Source organism: Clostridium sp. 1001271st1 H5 (genome assembly GCF_005845215.1).
GTDB lineage: Bacteria > Bacillota > Clostridia > Lachnospirales > Lachnospiraceae > Enterocloster.
Genome location: NZ_SPHO01000004.1, coordinates 171457 through 189448 on the forward strand (window position 1 = coordinate 171457; position 17992 = coordinate 189448).

Here is a 17992-nt window from a genome sequence, read left to right on the forward strand (position 1 = left end):
ACCTACTCTTTCCTCATTAGAGTAGTGTTGAATAATTTCATAGCTGGTTTTAATGAATGAACGGTGTTTTATCGTTCGATACTTACAGTGCCATTCAATGTGATATCAGCACCGCCACTACCATTTTTCCCCTGGAAAAAGACTTCATAGATGTCTGATTTTGTTATTTTAAAGGTATGGGTCATCGCTCCCTTTGTTGCGTACACATAAGTCCGCTTTCCATCGCTGTCAATAATACCTCCGATATATTTGTCGTTTGTACTGTTGGAATACACTGCAATAATTACCTCATCACCTTTGCTTAGGCTAACCGGAGAGAATAATGCTGTGTTTGTTGCCTCTGACACATAATTTGTCAAGGTATTGTCACCGCGGGCCGCCTTTGCAAGGAACGTTGTTGTAGTACGGTCGGTCTTGTTTCCCACAAAATCCGTTATAACATCACTATCATCGGACACCGTATCATTCTGCTCCATATATGCGTGAACCAATAAATCCTGGGCCTGGTTGGCAGCGGTGACAGAGGCATAAGATACAATCGGACATAAGGCCAGAATCAGCACTATTGCAAAAACAAATGCAACACTGATTTTTTGTTTTTTCTGCTCCATAATATTATAAATTCTTCTTTCAACTCTTTGATAATTGCCATAAAAGGATGCTAATATCTTGACAACTCCATTACCACATGCAGCAGAGTTTAATAACCGTGCGTACTGCGCTCGTTGAGTAATATCCATCCCGTCAACGGCAGTTTCATCGCAAACCAATTCACTTAACTCATATACCTTTAAACTAAAAAAGTATATAACCGGATTAAACCAATGGATTTTTTGTACCACCTCGATTATCAACCTATAAACCAGGTCATGGCTTTTATAATGCAGCAATTCATGCCGTAAAAACATTCCCCATTCCTCGGTACTGTAGGTCCCATTTGGCAAAATGATTGATGGCCGGATTATACCAGTTAAATAGGGGAACCCGGCGGTTGGGTGTTCATATAGGCCAATATCTCTTTTAATATTAAGCTCCTTCTTTAAATTATTAAAAATAAGCAGTCGCGTATCATTTACCGCTGTTGTTATTAATAACTGTTTTTTGATGGTAAAAAAACTTCGAATGATTGATAAGAAGAAAACTGCAATAAATAATACAAGCCAGACCAATAATATAATAGAAATGACATCTGAAGCAAAACTGAATTGTGAAAGTACAAGTCCCCGTATCTGCCTGATGTATTGGAAATCCTCAGACTTATACAGTAAAACGTTATATCTGGTACCAATAAAAAAAACCATATAGACTATCGCAATACCAGAGCCAAGATATACAATCAGGATAATTTTGGCGAACTGATAAATGTACCTTACATAAATTTTGCCAAATACACAATCCAGCAGCAGTAATAGTCCGAAGAGAATACTGCCTGCTAGGGAGCCTGAAATTAAACATGTAAAGATATTACTCGCCATCATTTTTCTGCCTTTGCTCCAATTCCTGAATTAAAAACTCCAGTTTCTTTTCTTCTTCTTCGTTGAGTTCATCCCGGCCGCAAAAGGCAGCCACCAAAGCGCCAAGGGAAGGAAGGCCCATTTTCTTTTCGAGCTGTTCACCAACCACCTGCCGGTCATATTCCAGCCTGGTTCCTACAGGATAATAATAAACCTGCTTTCCTACGTGCTTTGATGTGGCGTATCCTTTCCTGACAACATTGCGTAAAAGAGTCGATTGTCCACCCATGGTCAATGAGTATGGCCTATATAGCTCGTTGCTGGTTATACCTTCTGGATGATTCCATATGACTCGCATATAACGATATTCTGCTGGACTCAATTTTTCCATTACGTTTCCGCCTTTCTAAATATTTTTATTATATCGAAAATATATATAAATGTTAATACGGATTTTATTAAGCGTATACGAAAAAGTAGCCAGCGTTTGAATCCGGTTTTCCTGAAAACACAGAGAACTTCTTTAAAATGGCTGATTCGTTCCATAATATATCCCTTAAACTTAACTGATACCACCGTTAGAACCACAGTAGAAATATACAGATGCATATTTGGTTGTATAGACGCCAGATACCGTAAGTTTACCACTTACAATTATGTAACATGTTCTGGCGGCATCGATAAAATCCGCATCATACGAAATCTGCTTCCAATCACCAGAACCAGAAGATTTTGATGTCAAAGAAGTTACGCCGCTAAAATGCTGTCTTCCCGTGCTGGAATTATACTGGGTTGTGAACTTGCCAGTAATTGAAATGGAAAATGGGGTACCATCTTCAGTTATCGTAACCTTTTTTGCTGCGCTGCTGCCGGAACGTGTATTCGGCAAATCGACCACAACCAATTGGCCATAAACCAATTGGCTCACAAACTTCCTAAACTCTTCAGGGGTTTTCCAGTCTTCATCCCTAAAATCATCCATTGGGAGAAGTCCAACCTCTTTTCCGGACTCCTGCGATATCTCATTAACAATTTTCGCATATATTTTATAATACTCTTGCTTTGTTGCAGCGTCTAATGATGAAGCAGCATAGGCTATTATCGAAGCACACATGGAACAAACAAGAATAACTATATAAATGTGTTAACACCTCCTGCAGGGTAGATTCGCCAGATTTAGGAATTCAGACCCAATATGGTGGCGGGCTGCCTTCCGTCACTAAAATTCTTATGCAGATGGTATGAAGGACTTTGACAAGAAAGAAACTATGAAGCAAAAAGGCGGCAAAACGCAACTATTTATTTTGTCGCGTTTTGCCGCCTTTTTATTAGGAACCTGCTTCTCATATCAAAGAAACTCAAAACTTTCTGCTCAGTCTTGCCGGTGGACTGTGACCAGTGCGGCACCCCGCTTAAGCCCTGTTCAATGACATCGCTACCTCCTTGTCTGATTCATGCCTATGCCGTCCTGATTCAGATACCAGTCATCAACCCATGCATCAGTCACCATGGCTCCTCCCGTTCCATCTGGTGCCGGGTTAAAATAATACCATTTTCCGTCAATCTCCCGCCAGCCGGCGGCCATGGCTCCGTCTTTGTCTAAATAGAACCATTTTTGATAAAACAAATCATAAATCCAGCCGGTTCTCATCTCCCCCTCTTTCATTCCTTCAGTCCGTTTTGCATCTTCTGATGTAGCCATGTAATACCATACTCCATTCAGCTGCTGCCAGTCCGTCACCATGAGGCCGCTGTAATCAAAATAGTACCATCTTCCATCTGCAATACCCCAGCGGTTTGCTGCATAGCGGCCTGTGTTCAGGCGGAATTTCCAAAAACCAGAATCCGTGCGCTCCCATGTACCAATCAAAACAAAGGAATCCGTGGCGGCGCTTCCCGAGGAGGAGTCTCTGGATACTCTGCCGGACGCTGGTATGATTTCTACAACAGCTTCCACATTGGCAATAACGCTTCCATCTGCTGAGATAATAATAGTTTCCCGCCATACCCCTTCTGTCAGCCCTGTTTTTGGTTGAACTGTAATGGTAACGGACCCGCCTTGAGGTATAGGGCTGTCCTTCCATATGATATGATAATTTACACCGCCCGATACCGTAAAGCCATTAATGTAGGATGAGCCGTTGTTTACGATGCTAATAGTCTGCGGGGCGGGCAGTGTTTCATATCCGGCCGCTAAGCTCCCAAAATCTATCGTGGTCGGGTCTGCCTTCAATGGATTTTTTGATATCTTTACTTGATAGCTTTGTATCAGACAGCCGGATTCTATCGTAAACAGCCATGTATGTTCATCTAACATTATGGGGAGGCTGATGCTTGCATCCGCATCCTTCGGTATCATGGTTATTGCACTTGCCTCTGTGGGGAACGGGGTTTGGTCAGGCAGGACTACATACGCCGTGTAATCGTCTTCATCAATAACAGCCACTGTTTCGTTCACCCATAAACCAGACAAGGATATGTCGGAATTGATAATCGTGATTTTGCTGGCCCGATAATTGCGTACCGCACGTCCGCCTGGTCCGGCAGCGGAAATAGTTCCTCCCTGTACATCGACAACACTGTTCTCTCCTGCAAATATTGCGCAGCCCCGCTTACCGTCAGCGCTTATATTGCCATCGGTCATCGTTAATTCACTGCTCTCAGTAAGATAGATACATTCCTCTAAATCACCAGAAGCCGAAAGAGTACCACCGGTTATTTCTATGCAACTCTCTTTTGAGTAAAGTGCAGTTTCAAGAGAGGATATCACCGCTCCGTTTTCAATAACCAATGTTCCATTCCAAATGTGGATTCCCAAATCTCCCTGTATCGTCCCGCTATTCAAACTAGCTTGACAGCCGAAAAAGACAAACACATAAGCTCCCACATCGGTTGAACCGGAACGTATGATTTCACCGTCATTCATCTCAAACTGAATTGCGGATCCGTGAAATTCTAAAAGCCCTCCAGAGCTGCCCTTCCCCTCATAGTCTGCCCTCCAGTCTATGATGAGATCCGGGCTTCCTTCATACGTATAGCTCAGCGAATTCGTTGCTCCGGTCACGCTGCCTTCTACGGTGACTGTATCGCCGGAGATGGTTGTAAATAACTGTCCGCTGCCGCCATGATTGAACGTACTTATAGACTGCGCAAATGATTCAGCGGCCGACAGGCTGCTGCTGGCAAGTACTTTTCTGAATTCCGCATTGGCATTTTCTTCTTCATCAAAAGTTCCGACCTTTACGAGAATCTGCGGCAGTTCCACTTCCAAGTCTATCTCATATCCGGATGGTATGACCGGCTCATAGACATAGGTTCCTGGTACCTCAGCTTGAAATTCCGAATCGCTGCTTTCTGTAAAATTCAGCTCCCATTCAATATCCCGTATTTTTCTCCTGACGGTCTTTTCAATTCTATCGTCAGACTCATTATCTTTCTCCGTTTTTTCCGCCTCTGAACCGGTTGCCACAGGGGCCTTCGGTTCTTCCGTATTTTCGGAATCATCCCGCAGGTTTCCGGATGGTTTCCCGGCATCATTCTCTTCTTTTGCAGGTTTCTCAGATTCCACCCCGGTATCCGGGCTGTCAGCCTCTCCTGCGTCTGACTCCGGCTGCTTTACCTCCGTCTGCTTTATCTCCGGCTCCTCTTCTTCCTCCGGCTCCGCTGTTCCTGTGGTATCGGAACCGGTTGTTTCCGGTTCATTAACCGTTCCATCATTGGAGGACTCATCCGATGAAGCTTTTTCCGCATCCTCCGGTAACGCCTTCTCCTCCTCTGCGGAAACAGACAAGTCCGCATCGCCAGCCTGCTGTTCCGTGGTGCTGTCAGCCCCCAAACTCTCCTCCGCTTCAACAGAAGCTTCCGTCTCCGCCTTCCCCACTTCGGTTTTGCCGGCCTCTGTTTCCTCTGCTTTGCTCTCCTCATTCCTCTGCTTCACAATCACCATGTCCGCCCACAGGCTGCCCGGGAAGCGGATATCCTCCTCCGCTGCCCCCAGTTCCAATTCCTGAACCGCATATTTTTCCGGCAGTTCTTCGAATCGGAGGATGGTCTTCTCCATTTCACCCCCCCCCCTGCAAATACCGGGATTGACTGGATATTGGACAATGCCAGTACAGACGCCATTACAACCGCAAACTTTCTCTTTAACTTACCCCTCATGTTTCCTCCTCTTTTCCCGCCGGTATGCCTGATTCATGGCAGAAATTGTTCTATATGATTGAACGTTCGATTATGAACAGATTCGTTCATAATCCCTAAAACGACGAAATGCGAACACGTTCTTCACGGGTTCGCATTTCTGTCTATTCTTATATAATCTTATTATACCAGAACCCTGATGGGGAAACAACAGGAATTCTTTCATAGTGGAAATTATTTACAGAGCCCTTTAAGGAAATCTGATTGTAAATACCGTACCTCTTCCGGGAGCGCTTTCCGCCTCCGCCGAGCCTCCCATGGCCTCCACAACTGTTTTGACTATATACAGCCCTAAGCCGCTGGAGCCGTCCTTTTCCCCGCGTTCCGGCGATACCTTGTAGAAGCGCTCAAAGATGTGAGGCAGATGTTCCGGTGCAATTCCCTCCCCTGTATCCGATACCTTCAGTTCAACCTGACCGCCGTTTCTCCGGATTGAAAGCGAAATGCTTCCTCCGGCCGGCGTATGGCGGATTGCATTGTAAACCAGGTTATCCAGCACACTCCAGATTTTATTGCCATCCACCTGCAGTTCAATTCCCTCCTCTGCCTCGGCCGAGAACTGCATTCCATTATCCCTGACCAGCTCCGCATACTTGTGTTCCGACTCTTTCATCAGTCTCTCCGCCTGTATCCGGTCCTTGCGGTAAACCGCCGTACCGCCCTCCAGCCGGGTCACTTCAAACAGGTTGTGGATTAGTCTCTGAAGGTCCAGGTTCTTGTGATAGGCAATCCCCAGATACTCCGCCCGCTCCTGCTCATTTGCCGCAATCGTATCATCACCCAGCAGTTCCAGATAATTGTTCAGCACGGTCAGCGGAGTTTTGAGGTCGTGGGAGATATTGGCAATCATTTCCCGCAGGGCTGCCTGGGATGCTGCCAGCTGCCGGTTGGCGCTGTTTAACTGCTCCGTCCTCTGTTCCACCAGTAGTTCCAGATGTTCATTGATATGCTCCACCTCATTGTGGGCTTGCGCATAATTCCGCGAAAGCATGGTGCACTGGCAGAGCAGCAAAAACAGGTTCGGGACAATTCCCGGTACAAAAAGCGCCCCTTCAAAGACCGTCTTCGACAGCGGGCCGAAGAAAATAAAAATGATTAAGCTCAAAAAATAGAGAAACCGGTACGGATCTTTTCCTATTTTTCCGTTCTTTGCTGCCAATACCACCGAAATCCCATAGGGGAGCAGCACCAGGAACATCCAGTTGACTGCAGTTGCATAGGGAACACTCCGGATGCAAATCAGAACCATGGGCAGGATAAAACTGATTCCATATACCACCCGCAGAGTCCGGCCCAGGCGGACGCGGAATATCTGAAGCATAAACATGCAGATACACAGGTTCTGGAGGGTAAACAAGAGCAGGAACACCCGGTTAAGCACCGGACCAATCCCACCCGGAAGAAAATACTGGAACAGGTTGTTGCTCTCCATGGCAAGGCGGACCGTTGTCACAAGACAGGTCACACTGTAAATGAGATAAATTTTCTCCCTCCTGCGGAATGCAAACAGGAACAGATGATAGATGCCCATAAACAGGATACCGCCCAGTGCAAAGGCAATCAAGGTCCGCTGCCAGAATATGTGATGGCTCAGCACCGTATCGCGGCCAATGAGAAGGGAATAAAATATACCGCTCCCGTTCATATGGTAATTGGCTGCCTGAATCACCAGTTCTATCCTGCCGTCCTGCGGCACCAGGGCCAGAAGGTCATTTTTCACTCCGGGAACCGTGTGTTGCGCCGAATCACCCGGCTGTCCGGCTGCAAAGATTTCAGTTCCATTCACCCAGATGACGGAGGATGACATGATTTCCGGTACATAAAGAAGCAGGGCCCGGTCCGTGGCAGTCCGGATATGCAGGCGGTACGTTGCATACCCCAGCCCCGGATATCCCTTCTTAATCCATGGCCCGGGCAGGTCAATATACTCCCCTCCCTCTGTCCGCCCTTGATAAAAGTCCTGCGGGGTATAGAGTTTTCCATAATAAAACTCCCATTCCCCACCCAGCGCATAGACATCTGAGTTAAAATCCGTCTCCCTGTAATCCATTACTCCTTTTGCCGCCTTCGGTCCTTCCGAAACAAACGGCTGGCATGCGGTAAAAAGCAGAATGATGCAGACGGTTAATATGAGGGTAACTAAACACAGGAACCGTTTCATAGCTTTATCCTCGCTTCCGACCTGGGCCGGAACTCATAACCTTCTCCGCGCACTGTTTCAATGTTACCGACCAGATGGCCTGCCTCGTCCAGCTTGCGCCGCAGCCTTGCAATATGTACTGCAACCGTATTTGTGGTATCAGGCTTCCCGGTTCTCCATACATCTCTGTACATTTCCTCCGGTGTTAAAATCCGGCCGGAATTCCCCAGAAAATACAGGAACAAGTCAAACTCCTTTGGGGACAGCAAAATCACATGGTTTCCCGCGGTCAGGCTTTGCTGATGATGGTCAATAATGAATTCCTGCATGACGCTGCGCCGCACCTGCGCATAAACCCGGGCGGCCAGTTCCTTTAAACTGTAGGGTTTGGTGATATAATCATCCCCGCCGGCCATTAATCCCCGGATTTTATCCTCCTCATCATCCATACAGCTTAAAAACAGAATGGGCGCTGATGTAATATTGCGTACCGCCTGACAGAGCTCAAACCCATTTAAATCCGGCAGAAGCACATCCAGCAGAATACAGTCATAGCTGCGCTGACGCAGCAATTCCAGGCCGTCCATGGCGCAAATCGCCGTATCAACCTTGTACCCCCTGGCTTCCAAATATTTTCGGTTGGTTCTTAAAATGTCCGGCTCGTCGTCAACGGCCAGCAGCCAATACGTTTGTTCCAATTGTCTCCCCTCCTTTCCTGCGTTAGATGAACGAACATGTTCATCTTCCCTGAAACAACAATATGCGAACGGCAGGTGCCATTCGCATATTTTACTGCTTTTATTATATGGTTGATTTAATCCTGTGTCAATAGAGAAGTGCACCGCGCCTCCCCTCTGTCCATTTAGTTCCCCGTTTAGTGATGTTGGGAAATACGAATATGGTGAAGCCGGCTGCCTCCTACTTATTGCGGATATTAAAATAAACCTGCCCAGCTTCCAGAGGCAGCCCTTTGGCTGCAAACATCTCGCTGACCGTGACAAACTGATATCCCTGGGCGGCCAGCTGGGGAATAAGGGTTTCAAATGCCTCGGCCGTGGAGGAATACAAATCGTGCATCAGCACAATACTTCCATCCTTTGCCTGGGAAAGCACAGAGGCCGCAATGGCATCCTTGTCCTTACTGGACCAGTCCTGCGTATCAATGTCCCACTGAATCATGGGGTAGGATACCAGGCCGGGCACCTGGCCCTTAAAGGCGCCGTAGGGCACCCGCACCAGCCTGGGCCGGAAGCCTGTCACGGCCTCCACTGCATCGTTGGTCATCTCAATCTGGGATGCCACTTCTTCCGGAGCAATCGTTTCCAGATTCTTGTGGTTAAATGTATGGTTCCCTATCTCAGACCCGGAATCCTGGATTCGCTTGAGGGTGTCCTTGTAGTCATTGACACGGCTTCCCACTATAAAAAAGGTGGCCCTTCCCCCGTAAGCCTGGAGCGTGTCCAGGATTCTCATGTCCACGCTGTAATAAGGACCGTCGTCAAAGGTAAATGCAATCATGGGCCTGGATGCGTCAACCGGTCCTGAAACAGGGAACAGCTCATTTCCGCTGCCTGCAGGACCTAAGGACGCTTCACCGGAGGGCGGGGCAGCCTGCACCACATTACCCGGCCCATCGCTGGATTCAGCAAACGGCGCAATGGTTTCCGGCATCTGCTGTTCCTGCGCAGGGCCGGAAGCTTCCGGTCCCATGGAAGACGGGTCCCTGGAAACGCCGTCTTCAGAGGAGTTCTTTTGGGAGGCAGCCGTTTCCCCTGTCTCAGGTGTATCTGATTGATTGTCCTTTGTTTCGCTGTTTTTTTCCGCTATCCAGGCAGCCGGACCGCTGCTCCTGCCTGCCATCACGTTTTTTCCATAAAAAAACAGCTGTGCACAGCCAATCACAACCGCCAGAATCAAAACCAGTTTCACGCCGAACTTCAGAGTGGATTTAAATTCTTCCTCCCGCCTCCTGGCCTGTTTGGTCTTACTCATTCGTTTCTTTGGATTGGTATTCTTTTTAGTATCTTTTAACATGTGTTCTGGTCTCCTGTGTAATTTAATGCAGCCAGCCTCTGACCAGCCTGTCTATTGTAAACAATTTAATCGGCCCTGTCCATGGATTTAAAGAAATTGAAAGAATATGTCACAATAACTCAATGAAAGCTGCGAGAAAAAATACCATGAGAAAAAATATCATCAAATCAATGGCATTTCTTGAAGAATTATAAATAATATGGTAGAATTATCCATGAAGGGTATTTTATGGTTATCTATCGGGTTTGGGACCGATATGATATGGGATTACCAGGAAATGGGGACTTACTGTGAAAAACGAGAAACTGATTGCACTAATGAATTTAAAGGGGATGACTCAGGCTACCTTATCAAAGGAAACACACATACCTGCCAGCACCTTGAAGAGAATCATAAACGGAGAAAACCAAAAGGATAAGATGGCCCACATGGAAGCCATTGCAAAGGCGCTCGGCACTTCCGTCCATTCCATCTTTGACATTCCGCTGGAAACGCCCCTGGCCGCTGCACTGCGCCCGGATGAAGCGGGAGCATCTGTCACAAAGCTTTTGAATTCAGATGAATCCCTGCTCATTTACTGGTTCCAGAATACATACCGCGAGGGCCAGGCCGCTGTCCTTAAGCGTGCCAAGGAAGAGTACAACAAAACACAGAACGAAATATTAAAAAAGGTAACGTCCCTTGACAAGCCAAAAGACAAACCGGATGACTTCAACCAACTGACCCTTGAACTCAAAACGTGAAAATGCTGCAGTGAGGCAAAACCTCATTGCAGCATTTTCACGTTCATCATTCCAAAGTCCTTCTGTTTACCCGAATTTTATAAATGAGTTTTTTTCTCATTTCCTATATTTCCTATGCATCCTGTTTTGGCTGGCCGGACGCCTTCTTAATCTGCAAAGGCATCCTGACTCCCATGGGATTGAGAATCACTCCCTTTGCCTCTTCTGTCATAATCTGGGGTATCTTGTCTGCGGTCACCACAAGAGGACGCAGCCTGCCTTCCCGGTTAAACTTCTGGAACTCTAATATGTCTGTAAAAATGGCCTGGAATAGCTGCTCGTTCACCTTGACAGCTGCCAGTCCCTTCCCCTCCTTCTCCGCAGGAACAATGTAACTTCCTTTACTGAAATCACTGGTAATCTCATCCTGCCATTCCTTAATCTGCGGAAGGCTCTCCTGCCCTGGTTTTCTTCTCAGTTCCTGCATATAATACAGCATGGTCAGATGAAGGGAGGGGTTCTCCACCCATATCTTCTCCCCTGACTCCTGACCCTGCTGCTTATTACGCTTCACAAAATCCTGCAGCTGAATCAGACAGTCCTTTTCCCCGTCTTTTACCAGCAGCGCATTCACTCCCAGGGTATAGAGGCTGGTGTAAAACATCAGAAACTGCTTGTTCTCCAGCTTCATGGGTTTTACAGGCGTTCCCGCCTCGGTCTGTTCCTTTGCCTCCTTTATGGCTGCCTGGGCATCAAAGAAAACAATGATTTCATCATCATAGGTTTCCTGGTCGCAAACCACATAGGGCTCTCCTGTGCACATGGAAAGCAGGACATAAAGCTCTCCTGAGGTTTTAAGCCGGTTCATGATTTCCTGTTTTCCTGTCGTTTCATTCGGTTTCATTTGTTAGTCTCTCCTTTATGTTATTATATCAGGCTGTATTATCACGTCTGCGCGCTGCATCAGGCATTCTTCCCTATGGCTTTTAAAAGCACTGCCGTCATCACACTGACATCTATGGGTTTGGCCACATGGGCCGTCATTCCGGCTTTAAGGGCTGCCTGTACATCCTCTGCAAAGGCATTGGCTGTCATGGCTATAATGGGTATCCGGGCAGCGTCCTCCCGGTTCAGACCGCGGATAGCCCTGGCCGTATCATAACCGTTCATCTCCGGCATCTGTATATCCATAAGCACGGCATCGTAAGTCCCCGGCGCAGTGTTCCTGAATTCATCCAGGGCCTTGACCCCGTCCGTCCGTATAACGGACTGCGCGCCCTGCATCTGAAGGAGTTCGCAGAGAATCTCGGCATTGATGGCATTATCCTCAGCTATCAGGAACCTGCATCCTGACAGGGTTCCTGCTCCGGCCAGGGCCTGCTCTTCCCTGCCCGCCTGTGCGCCCCCTTCCGGTTTTCCTCTCATTGCGCTTTCTTCGTCCCCGGCCGGTTCAAATTCCAAATCCACCAGAAAAGTGGTTCCCTGGTGTTCCCGGCTCCTTACCTGGATGGTCCCTCCCATAAGGTCCACCAGACCTTTGGTGATGCTTAAGCCTAATCCGCTGCCTTCCACGCAGCTGTCATTCCTGCACCGGCTAAAGGGTTCAAACATATGCTGTAAAAATTTCTCCTTGATTCCAACCCCGGTGTCGCTGACCGTAAAGCGGTAGTGAATCCATCCTTCCGTTTGTACCTGACCGTATTCCTCTGCACAGAAGCTGACCCGGCCTCCTTCCGGCGTGAACTTGCACGCATTTCCCAGAAGATTGATGAGAATCTGGTTCAGACGCAGGGAATCCCCGTAAAACTCCCTGTGGACAAGCCCCTCTGTCCGGACCTCAAAGTCCAGTCCCCTGCTGCGGGCCTGGGGTTCCATCATTCCTGTAATCTGTTCCACCAGGGATGGAAGGGATATGTGCATACGGTTGAGAATCAGCCTGGAACCTTCTATTTTACTCATATCCAGCACATTGTTAATCAGACTCATAAGATGCCCTGAGGACAGGGATATCTTTTTCAGACAGTCCTCCACCCGCTCCTTTTCACCGATGTGGGCCGCAGCCAGTTCCGTCATGCCTATGATTGCATTCATGGGCGTGCGTATGTCATGGCTCATGGCTGAAAGGAATTCACTTTTCACCTGGCTGGCCTCTTCTGCCAGGGCAAGGGCTTCCCTGAGTTCATCCTTCTTGCGCCGTTCGTCCGCCAGCATGTCGGTCACGTCCGCCCGTACCATGCAGACGGTCTTGCGGTTCCTGTCGCCCCACAGAATGCTGATTTGCTTATACCGTACGCCCTCCCCCGCTGTATAGGGAATCACAAAATCATACCCGGTCGGCTCCTTTTCCAGGCGGGAAACCATGGTATCCAGACGGAACTGTGTCCGGATAAACTGTTTTCCGTCCCCAATATCATAATACCCTGCAATTCGCTCCACGGAATCATTGTAGTCATCCAGTATATACGGCGACAGATTCTCCTGTACGGTCTGTCTGGTATACATGGTCATGCGCCTGCTGCGGATATTCACAAATCCCATGAGTTCAAAGGTGGAGGCAACCACATTCAGCATTCCCTGCTGTTCCCGGACAGAATCCGTGATGTCGGTCCGGGCCATGCAGATGCGTCCCAGGCGCAGGTCTATGGAGGAAATTGTCAGGTTTTTTGTAAGTATATCGCCCTGTTCCCCGATGATTGAATAGTGGAAGGAATAGGAATCCTCCTTTTTCAGCTGTTCCAGGATATATCCGGGCTCCATCATCCTTGCCGCATGTTCCTTGTCCCTGGGCACGACCTGCACCTTCAGCATATAATCCACCTGCCGGGAATGGCAGCCGGACGGCCCGGGGACGTCCTCCGCCTCTTTGCCGCTGTTAAGCAGCATGTATCTGTCGCGGAACAAATCCACATCTATGACCATGTCGCAGCCCACCACGGTCATGCGGTGAAGAATTCTCTCCGATATGACCTGCTCCGTGATATCCGTCACAGTGAAGATACCCGTGATATCACCCGTATCCGGCGTCTCCAGCAAATCCACCTTAAACCGGACATACCGGCCGTAGGAATCCCTGGGAAGCCTGATGAAACAGTTGACATCCTGATTCACTCCCGGAGCATCCACAAAGGCTGCCGTGTACGCCCGCCTTTCCTCCTCATCTTCAATGAATCCGGAGATACCGGCAAAGAATTCCTTCCGGTTTGACCCAAAGGTTTCCATAAGCCCGGAATCCGTGTGGTCAATGACCTCCAGTACCTGGTTCTGGGTAATGCTGTAATGCCCCACAATCAGCGCATTGGGTCCGGGCGTCCGGTAGTGTTTGAGCAGAAGTTCCCTGTACCGGGCCCTCAGCCGTTCCTGTTCCTCCCGTTCCTCTGTTATGTCATAGTAAATGGCATAAATCCGGTTTTCTCCCTCCTCGTCCTCAATCAGGGTAAACCGGTTCCTGACCCATATATAGCTTCCCTCTCCGCGGCCCTTCTTCAGACGGTACACTATCTCGCGGCTGCAGGAGCCATCAGCCGCATACTCCTCCATCCGTCCCGCCACATAGGCACGGTCCTGGGGATGCACCCCGTACATGGCATCCTCCCGGTACAGTTCCCATGCTTCCTCATACTCCATATCTGTCATTGCAGCAAATCCATCCGATAAAAACTCCGGCTGCATGGTCCCGTCCTTTTTCCGCCGCAGCACTGCAACCCCGCCGGGCAGGTTTTTTACTACTGTCTGGAAATACTGTTCCAGGCGCTTCTTTTCTTTCTGGGTCTGCACTTCCTCCGTCACATCCCTCACATACTGGATATAGGCCGGAATGCCGTTCCAGTCCGTCTCACGGAACCTGGCGCTGTAAAACCTTCCCTGACTGGACAGCATCATGGAATTGTCCCTGCCGCCGGCCTGGTAATTCTTAATCACACAATTGGCGCAGGGGGACATATTCCCCCGCAGGGCCAGATGGCATTTCTGTCCCAGGCTCCGCTGCTTCCCGGCAAACGGACCTTTTGTCTCATTGGCATAGAGCAGGTCATAATTTTCCTTGCTGATTACATAGATACTGTCCACGGTTTCATTGGCAATGCTCTGGAAGAGGCGGGCCTCTGCCGACATGCCTGTAAATACAGCATAAAAGCTCATTTTATCAGACACAGGCCCCATGCGCCGCCCGTTCAGGTGAATCCATATAATATTCCCGTCCTTGTGGCGCATACGGTACGAAATATCCAGGATTCCGCCGCTTAAGACAGCCTCCTTTGCTGCCGCCAGCACACGCTCCCGGTCCGCCTCATATATGATATCCATGGCATCGCGGGCCACCAGCTCCCGGAATTCTTCCCTGGTATGCCCGGAAATGGCAAGGACGCCGTCGGAATAAAAATCCGGTATAAAACGGTTACCCTCAATCCGGTAGCTTGCAATGCCTCCTGGAATGGAATTGACTATAACCTCCATCCGTTCATTCATGGCAGCCAGCTTCTGCTCCAGACATGCCTGGCTGTCCCCGGCGCCGCAGGTACTGTACAGGAATTCCTCTCCGTCATATGCATGGCCGGGGTCCTGGTTTTCCTTTTCCGGTTCCTGCAGCTCCTTTGTCTCCATCCGGGGCATTGACTTCATAAGCTCCTCAAAGACATCTCCGGGCATTGGCTTTCCGAAAAAATAGCCCTGTACATAATCGCATCCGATTTCCTTCAACCGTTCCAGCTGCTCCCCGGTTTCCACGCCCTCCGCCACCACGCTCAGGTTCATCCACCGCGCAAGACTCATGATAAAACGAAGAATTCCCTGGTTCACAGGCTTGGCCGTCTCGCTCTGGATGAACTTCATATCCAGCTTCAGAATGTCAAGGGGCATCTGGTTCAGCATGTTTAAGGAGGAATAGCCGCTTCCGAAATCATCCATCTCAATGATGAAGCCCAATTCCCTGAGATGGGTTACTGTCTCGATGATTTGGCCCGGATTCTCCGTATAGGCGCTCTCCGTAATCTCCAGGTGCAGGCGCCAAGGCGGCAGGCCATATTTATGTACGGTCCGCAAAAGGATGTTGGCAAGGTCTGCATTGTAGATATCAGCCCTGGACACATTCACGGATACAGGAACCCTGGGATATCCCTTCCTGTCCCAGTCCTGCAAATAGGCGCAGGTACGGTCCCACACATACTGGTCCAGCTGTGTGATAAACCCGTTCCTCTCAAACAGAGGAATAAACTCCCCGGGGGACTGGAAGCCCCATTCCGGATGAACCCACCGCACCAGGGCCTCTGCCCCTGCCAGGGTCTTATCCTTCAGGCTGTACTTAGGCTGCAGGTACACAATAAACTGTCCCTGGACCAGGGCCTCCTCCATACTGTCCGTGATGGCCTGTTCCCGGAGCAGCTTGCTGCGCAGTGCCTCGTCATAGGCTGCAAAATGCCTTCTGTACTGGCCCTTAATGCTTCGGACTGCCAGCAGGGCCCGGTCGCACATCTGTTCCACGGATATGGAGCGGTCGTCAATATGGTAGACGCCCCATTTCATTACCATGTTTTTCACATTGGACATGGTGTTAATCTGGTTTCCCGCCTCCACGAATAACTGCTCTGAATATTCCCAGCGCCGTTCCAAGAGGCAGGCAAACTGGTCCGCATTAATCCGGCCGCAGATTCCCCATCTGCCCACCCGCTTTGAAAACATGGCGGCCACATTCACAAGGAGTCTGTCCCCGGCCGGCACCCCGAATATGTCATTGACAAGCTTGAAATTCTCTATATTGGAATAAATGATGTCATACTCCTGCTCAGGGCGGGCGGCCAGGGTTTCTTTCACACGCTGGTAAAAAAATTCTTTTGTGTAGAGCCCGGTCAGCCGGTCATACTGAACCAGATTTATCATGGCTGCTGTTTCCCTGAGCTTGATAATACTGGCCACGCGGTGCAGAATGACCTGGGGTTTGTAGGGTTTTGCCACGAAGTCCGTGGCGCCGTGGGACAGGGCGGCCACTTCGTCGGATTCACCGTCGCTCTGCGTGGTAACGATGACCGGTATGGATGCCAGCGCCGGGTCCTCCTGCATACGCGCCAGGAAGGTATACCCATCCATAACAGGCATGATGATGTCCAGCAGAATCAGCGCAATTGCGTCCCTGTATTTCCTCAGCGCCTCCAGGGCAGCCAGCCCGTTCTCCGCCTCCAGCACCTCATATTCAGATGACAGGATGGAACTCAGCATCATACGGTTTATCTCGTTATCTTCCACAACCAGTATTTTTCTTTGTGTGAACATTATTTTCCCTCTTTTCAAATGATACACAACTTTATTTATTGTATCATATTAAGAAACCATTGCCAAGTAATCCATGGCGTTGCAGATTCACTTTCATTGCGGTTTGCTCATCCCTATGTCTGCTTATCCGGTTTTCACACCTGTTTTCTGAATATATCCACGTCCACGTTTCCTGTGGAATAAATACCGGTTCGTTTTTCAGCGCTCCTGAATCCGGCTGCCATGGCAGCCTCTGCGATTTCATTCTTCTTAATCCCCAGGTTATATCCCTGCATATTGTAAGGCAGCCAGCCCAATATCATGTCCCACGGGCCTGAACAATCCCTCTCGATTCCCTCTGAATAGCACAGCAGCACGCCCCCTGGATTCATGGCCTCACAGAGCCTCCCCATAAGAGCAGCCAGTTCCTGTTCCACAAAACTCAGGGTGGCAATGGCCAGAATCAGGTCATAGCCTTTTCCTATGTCGTCCGTCAGATAATCCCCTGTCATGGGCACTGCCCTCCCTTCCAGGCCGGTCAGACGGATGGACTCGCGGATAGCCGGTTCCATGGCCGGGCGGTCATATAGGATTCCTGTCAGGTCCTCCCGTTCCCCAATCACTCCCAGCCCCAGCAGTCCTGTTCCGCAGCCTAAATCCAGGATTTTCCTGATACCCGGGTACTCCGGAAGCTCCCTTACGATTCCCTGTATCTCAGTCTGCCGGAACCCCATTTGGGATTCCCGCATGTTCTGTACGTATTGCCGGAAGTCCGGCTGCCCTTTCGGTCCCCGGCCGCCGCCGGGGCCTTTTTCAACCAGCTTCTTAAACTCCCCGCATCCCATGCACTCCTCTGCACAGTTAAAAGCCAGATGGCCTCCAATGTACTCCGGCCTGCCTTTTACAAGATACCGGTCTGTTTCCCTGCAGTTGCAGTACATCCCATCCCTTTTCCAGATAAATCCCAGGCAGTAAAGGGCATCCAGGAAATACCGGGTATTGTCTTCATCCCACCCTCTCTCCGCTGATAGCTCCCTTACGCTCTTTCTCTGGGTAAGGCCGGAAAAAACCTCCAGCTCCACGGCTGCATTAAGCACGCTGATATAGAGCGGAAGGTAGGGAAGCCTGATGAGCCTCCGTAAAATCCCCTCTGATGAAAATGAATCCATAGGCATTGATTTCCCCTCCAATCCCCCGATACA

11 protein-coding genes are annotated in these 17992 nt (G+C 49.2%); 1 reads left to right on the forward strand and 10 read right to left on the reverse strand.

The features are described from left to right. Positions 1 to 68 precede the first annotated feature (68 nt). The 7 genes from FGS84_RS07640 to FGS84_RS07670 form a co-directional block, all read right to left on the reverse strand. Positions 69 to 1478 (reverse strand): M56 family metallopeptidase, encoded by a 1410-nt coding sequence (locus tag FGS84_RS07640; RefSeq protein WP_138307235.1) that lies wholly within the window; start codon positions 1476 to 1478, stop codon positions 69 to 71. Continuing rightward, positions 1465 to 1845 carry a BlaI/MecI/CopY family transcriptional regulator gene (locus tag FGS84_RS07645; protein WP_138307237.1) on the reverse strand — a complete coding sequence of 127 codons (381 nt, stop codon included), beginning with the start codon at positions 1843 to 1845 and terminating at the stop codon, positions 1465 to 1467. Before FGS84_RS07645 ends, FGS84_RS07640 begins: the two co-directional genes overlap by 14 nt. A gap of 171 nt (positions 1846 to 2016) precedes the next feature. Then, complete coding sequence (locus FGS84_RS07650; RefSeq protein WP_171042564.1) at positions 2017 to 2568, reverse strand: hypothetical protein; 552 nt, start codon at positions 2566 to 2568, stop codon at positions 2017 to 2019. A gap of 321 nt (positions 2569 to 2889) precedes the next feature. After that, the gene (locus FGS84_RS07655; protein ID WP_138307241.1) at positions 2890 to 5514 is read right to left on the reverse strand and encodes a hypothetical protein; all 2625 of its coding nucleotides are present in this window, start codon (positions 5512 to 5514) and stop codon (positions 2890 to 2892) included. A 330-nt stretch (positions 5515 to 5844) separates the two neighbouring features. Then, on the reverse strand, positions 5845 to 7704 hold the full coding sequence (locus FGS84_RS07660) for a sensor histidine kinase (RefSeq protein WP_243129900.1): 1860 nt from the start codon (positions 7702 to 7704) through the stop codon (positions 5845 to 5847). A gap of 107 nt (positions 7705 to 7811) precedes the next feature. Further along, positions 7812 to 8492 carry a response regulator transcription factor gene (locus FGS84_RS07665; protein WP_138307245.1) on the reverse strand — a complete coding sequence of 227 codons (681 nt, stop codon included), beginning with the start codon at positions 8490 to 8492 and terminating at the stop codon, positions 7812 to 7814. Positions 8493 to 8712: 220 nt separating this feature from the next. After that, a complete protein-coding gene (locus FGS84_RS07670) occupies positions 8713 to 9828 on the reverse strand; it encodes a polysaccharide deacetylase family protein (protein ID WP_138307247.1) in 1116 nt (371 codons plus the stop codon). Between the two features lie 290 nt (positions 9829 to 10118). On the opposite strand from FGS84_RS07670, the gene FGS84_RS07675 reads away from it, so the two are divergent. Further along, the gene (locus FGS84_RS07675) at positions 10119 to 10571 is read left to right on the forward strand and encodes a helix-turn-helix transcriptional regulator (protein WP_138307249.1); all 453 of its coding nucleotides are present in this window, start codon (positions 10119 to 10121) and stop codon (positions 10569 to 10571) included. 112 nt (positions 10572 to 10683) lie between these two features. Here the strand turns inward: FGS84_RS07675 and FGS84_RS07680 are convergent, their stop codons facing one another. From FGS84_RS07680 to FGS84_RS07690, 3 genes are all read right to left on the reverse strand, one after another. Next, positions 10684 to 11454 carry an SseB family protein gene (locus tag FGS84_RS07680; RefSeq protein ID WP_138307252.1) on the reverse strand — a complete coding sequence of 257 codons (771 nt, stop codon included), beginning with the start codon at positions 11452 to 11454 and terminating at the stop codon, positions 10684 to 10686. Between the two features lie 59 nt (positions 11455 to 11513). Next, positions 11514 to 16811 carry an EAL domain-containing protein gene (locus tag FGS84_RS07685; RefSeq protein WP_138307254.1) on the reverse strand — a complete coding sequence of 1766 codons (5298 nt, stop codon included), beginning with the start codon at positions 16809 to 16811 and terminating at the stop codon, positions 11514 to 11516. Between the two features lie 134 nt (positions 16812 to 16945). Beyond that, on the reverse strand, positions 16946 to 17959 hold the full coding sequence (locus FGS84_RS07690; RefSeq protein WP_243129901.1) for a methyltransferase dimerization domain-containing protein: 1014 nt from the start codon (positions 17957 to 17959) through the stop codon (positions 16946 to 16948). Between the last annotated feature and the right edge of the window lie 33 nt (positions 17960 to 17992).

Coding starts and splice junctions, on each gene's coding strand:
- FGS84_RS07660 (WP_243129900.1), bottom strand. CDS start 7,704: ATGGATTACAGGGAGACGGATTTTAACTCAGATGTCTATGCGCTGGGT.
- FGS84_RS07650 (WP_171042564.1), bottom strand. CDS start 2,568: ATGTGTGCTTCGATAATAGCCTATGCTGCTTCATCATTAGACGCTGCA.
- FGS84_RS07640 (WP_138307235.1), bottom strand. CDS start 1,478: ATGATGGCGAGTAATATCTTTACATGTTTAATTTCAGGCTCCCTAGCA.
- FGS84_RS07680 (WP_138307252.1), bottom strand. CDS start 11,454: ATGAAACCGAATGAAACGACAGGAAAACAGGAAATCATGAACCGGCTT.
- FGS84_RS07655 (WP_138307241.1), bottom strand. CDS start 5,514: ATGGAGAAGACCATCCTCCGATTCGAAGAACTGCCGGAAAAATATGCG.
- FGS84_RS07685 (WP_138307254.1), bottom strand. CDS start 16,811: ATGTTCACACAAAGAAAAATACTGGTTGTGGAAGATAACGAGATAAAC.
- FGS84_RS07690 (WP_243129901.1), bottom strand. CDS start 17,959: ATGGATTCATTTTCATCAGAGGGGATTTTACGGAGGCTCATCAGGCTT.
- FGS84_RS07670 (WP_138307247.1), bottom strand. CDS start 9,828: ATGTTAAAAGATACTAAAAAGAATACCAATCCAAAGAAACGAATGAGT.
- FGS84_RS07645 (WP_138307237.1), bottom strand. CDS start 1,845: ATGGAAAAATTGAGTCCAGCAGAATATCGTTATATGCGAGTCATATGG.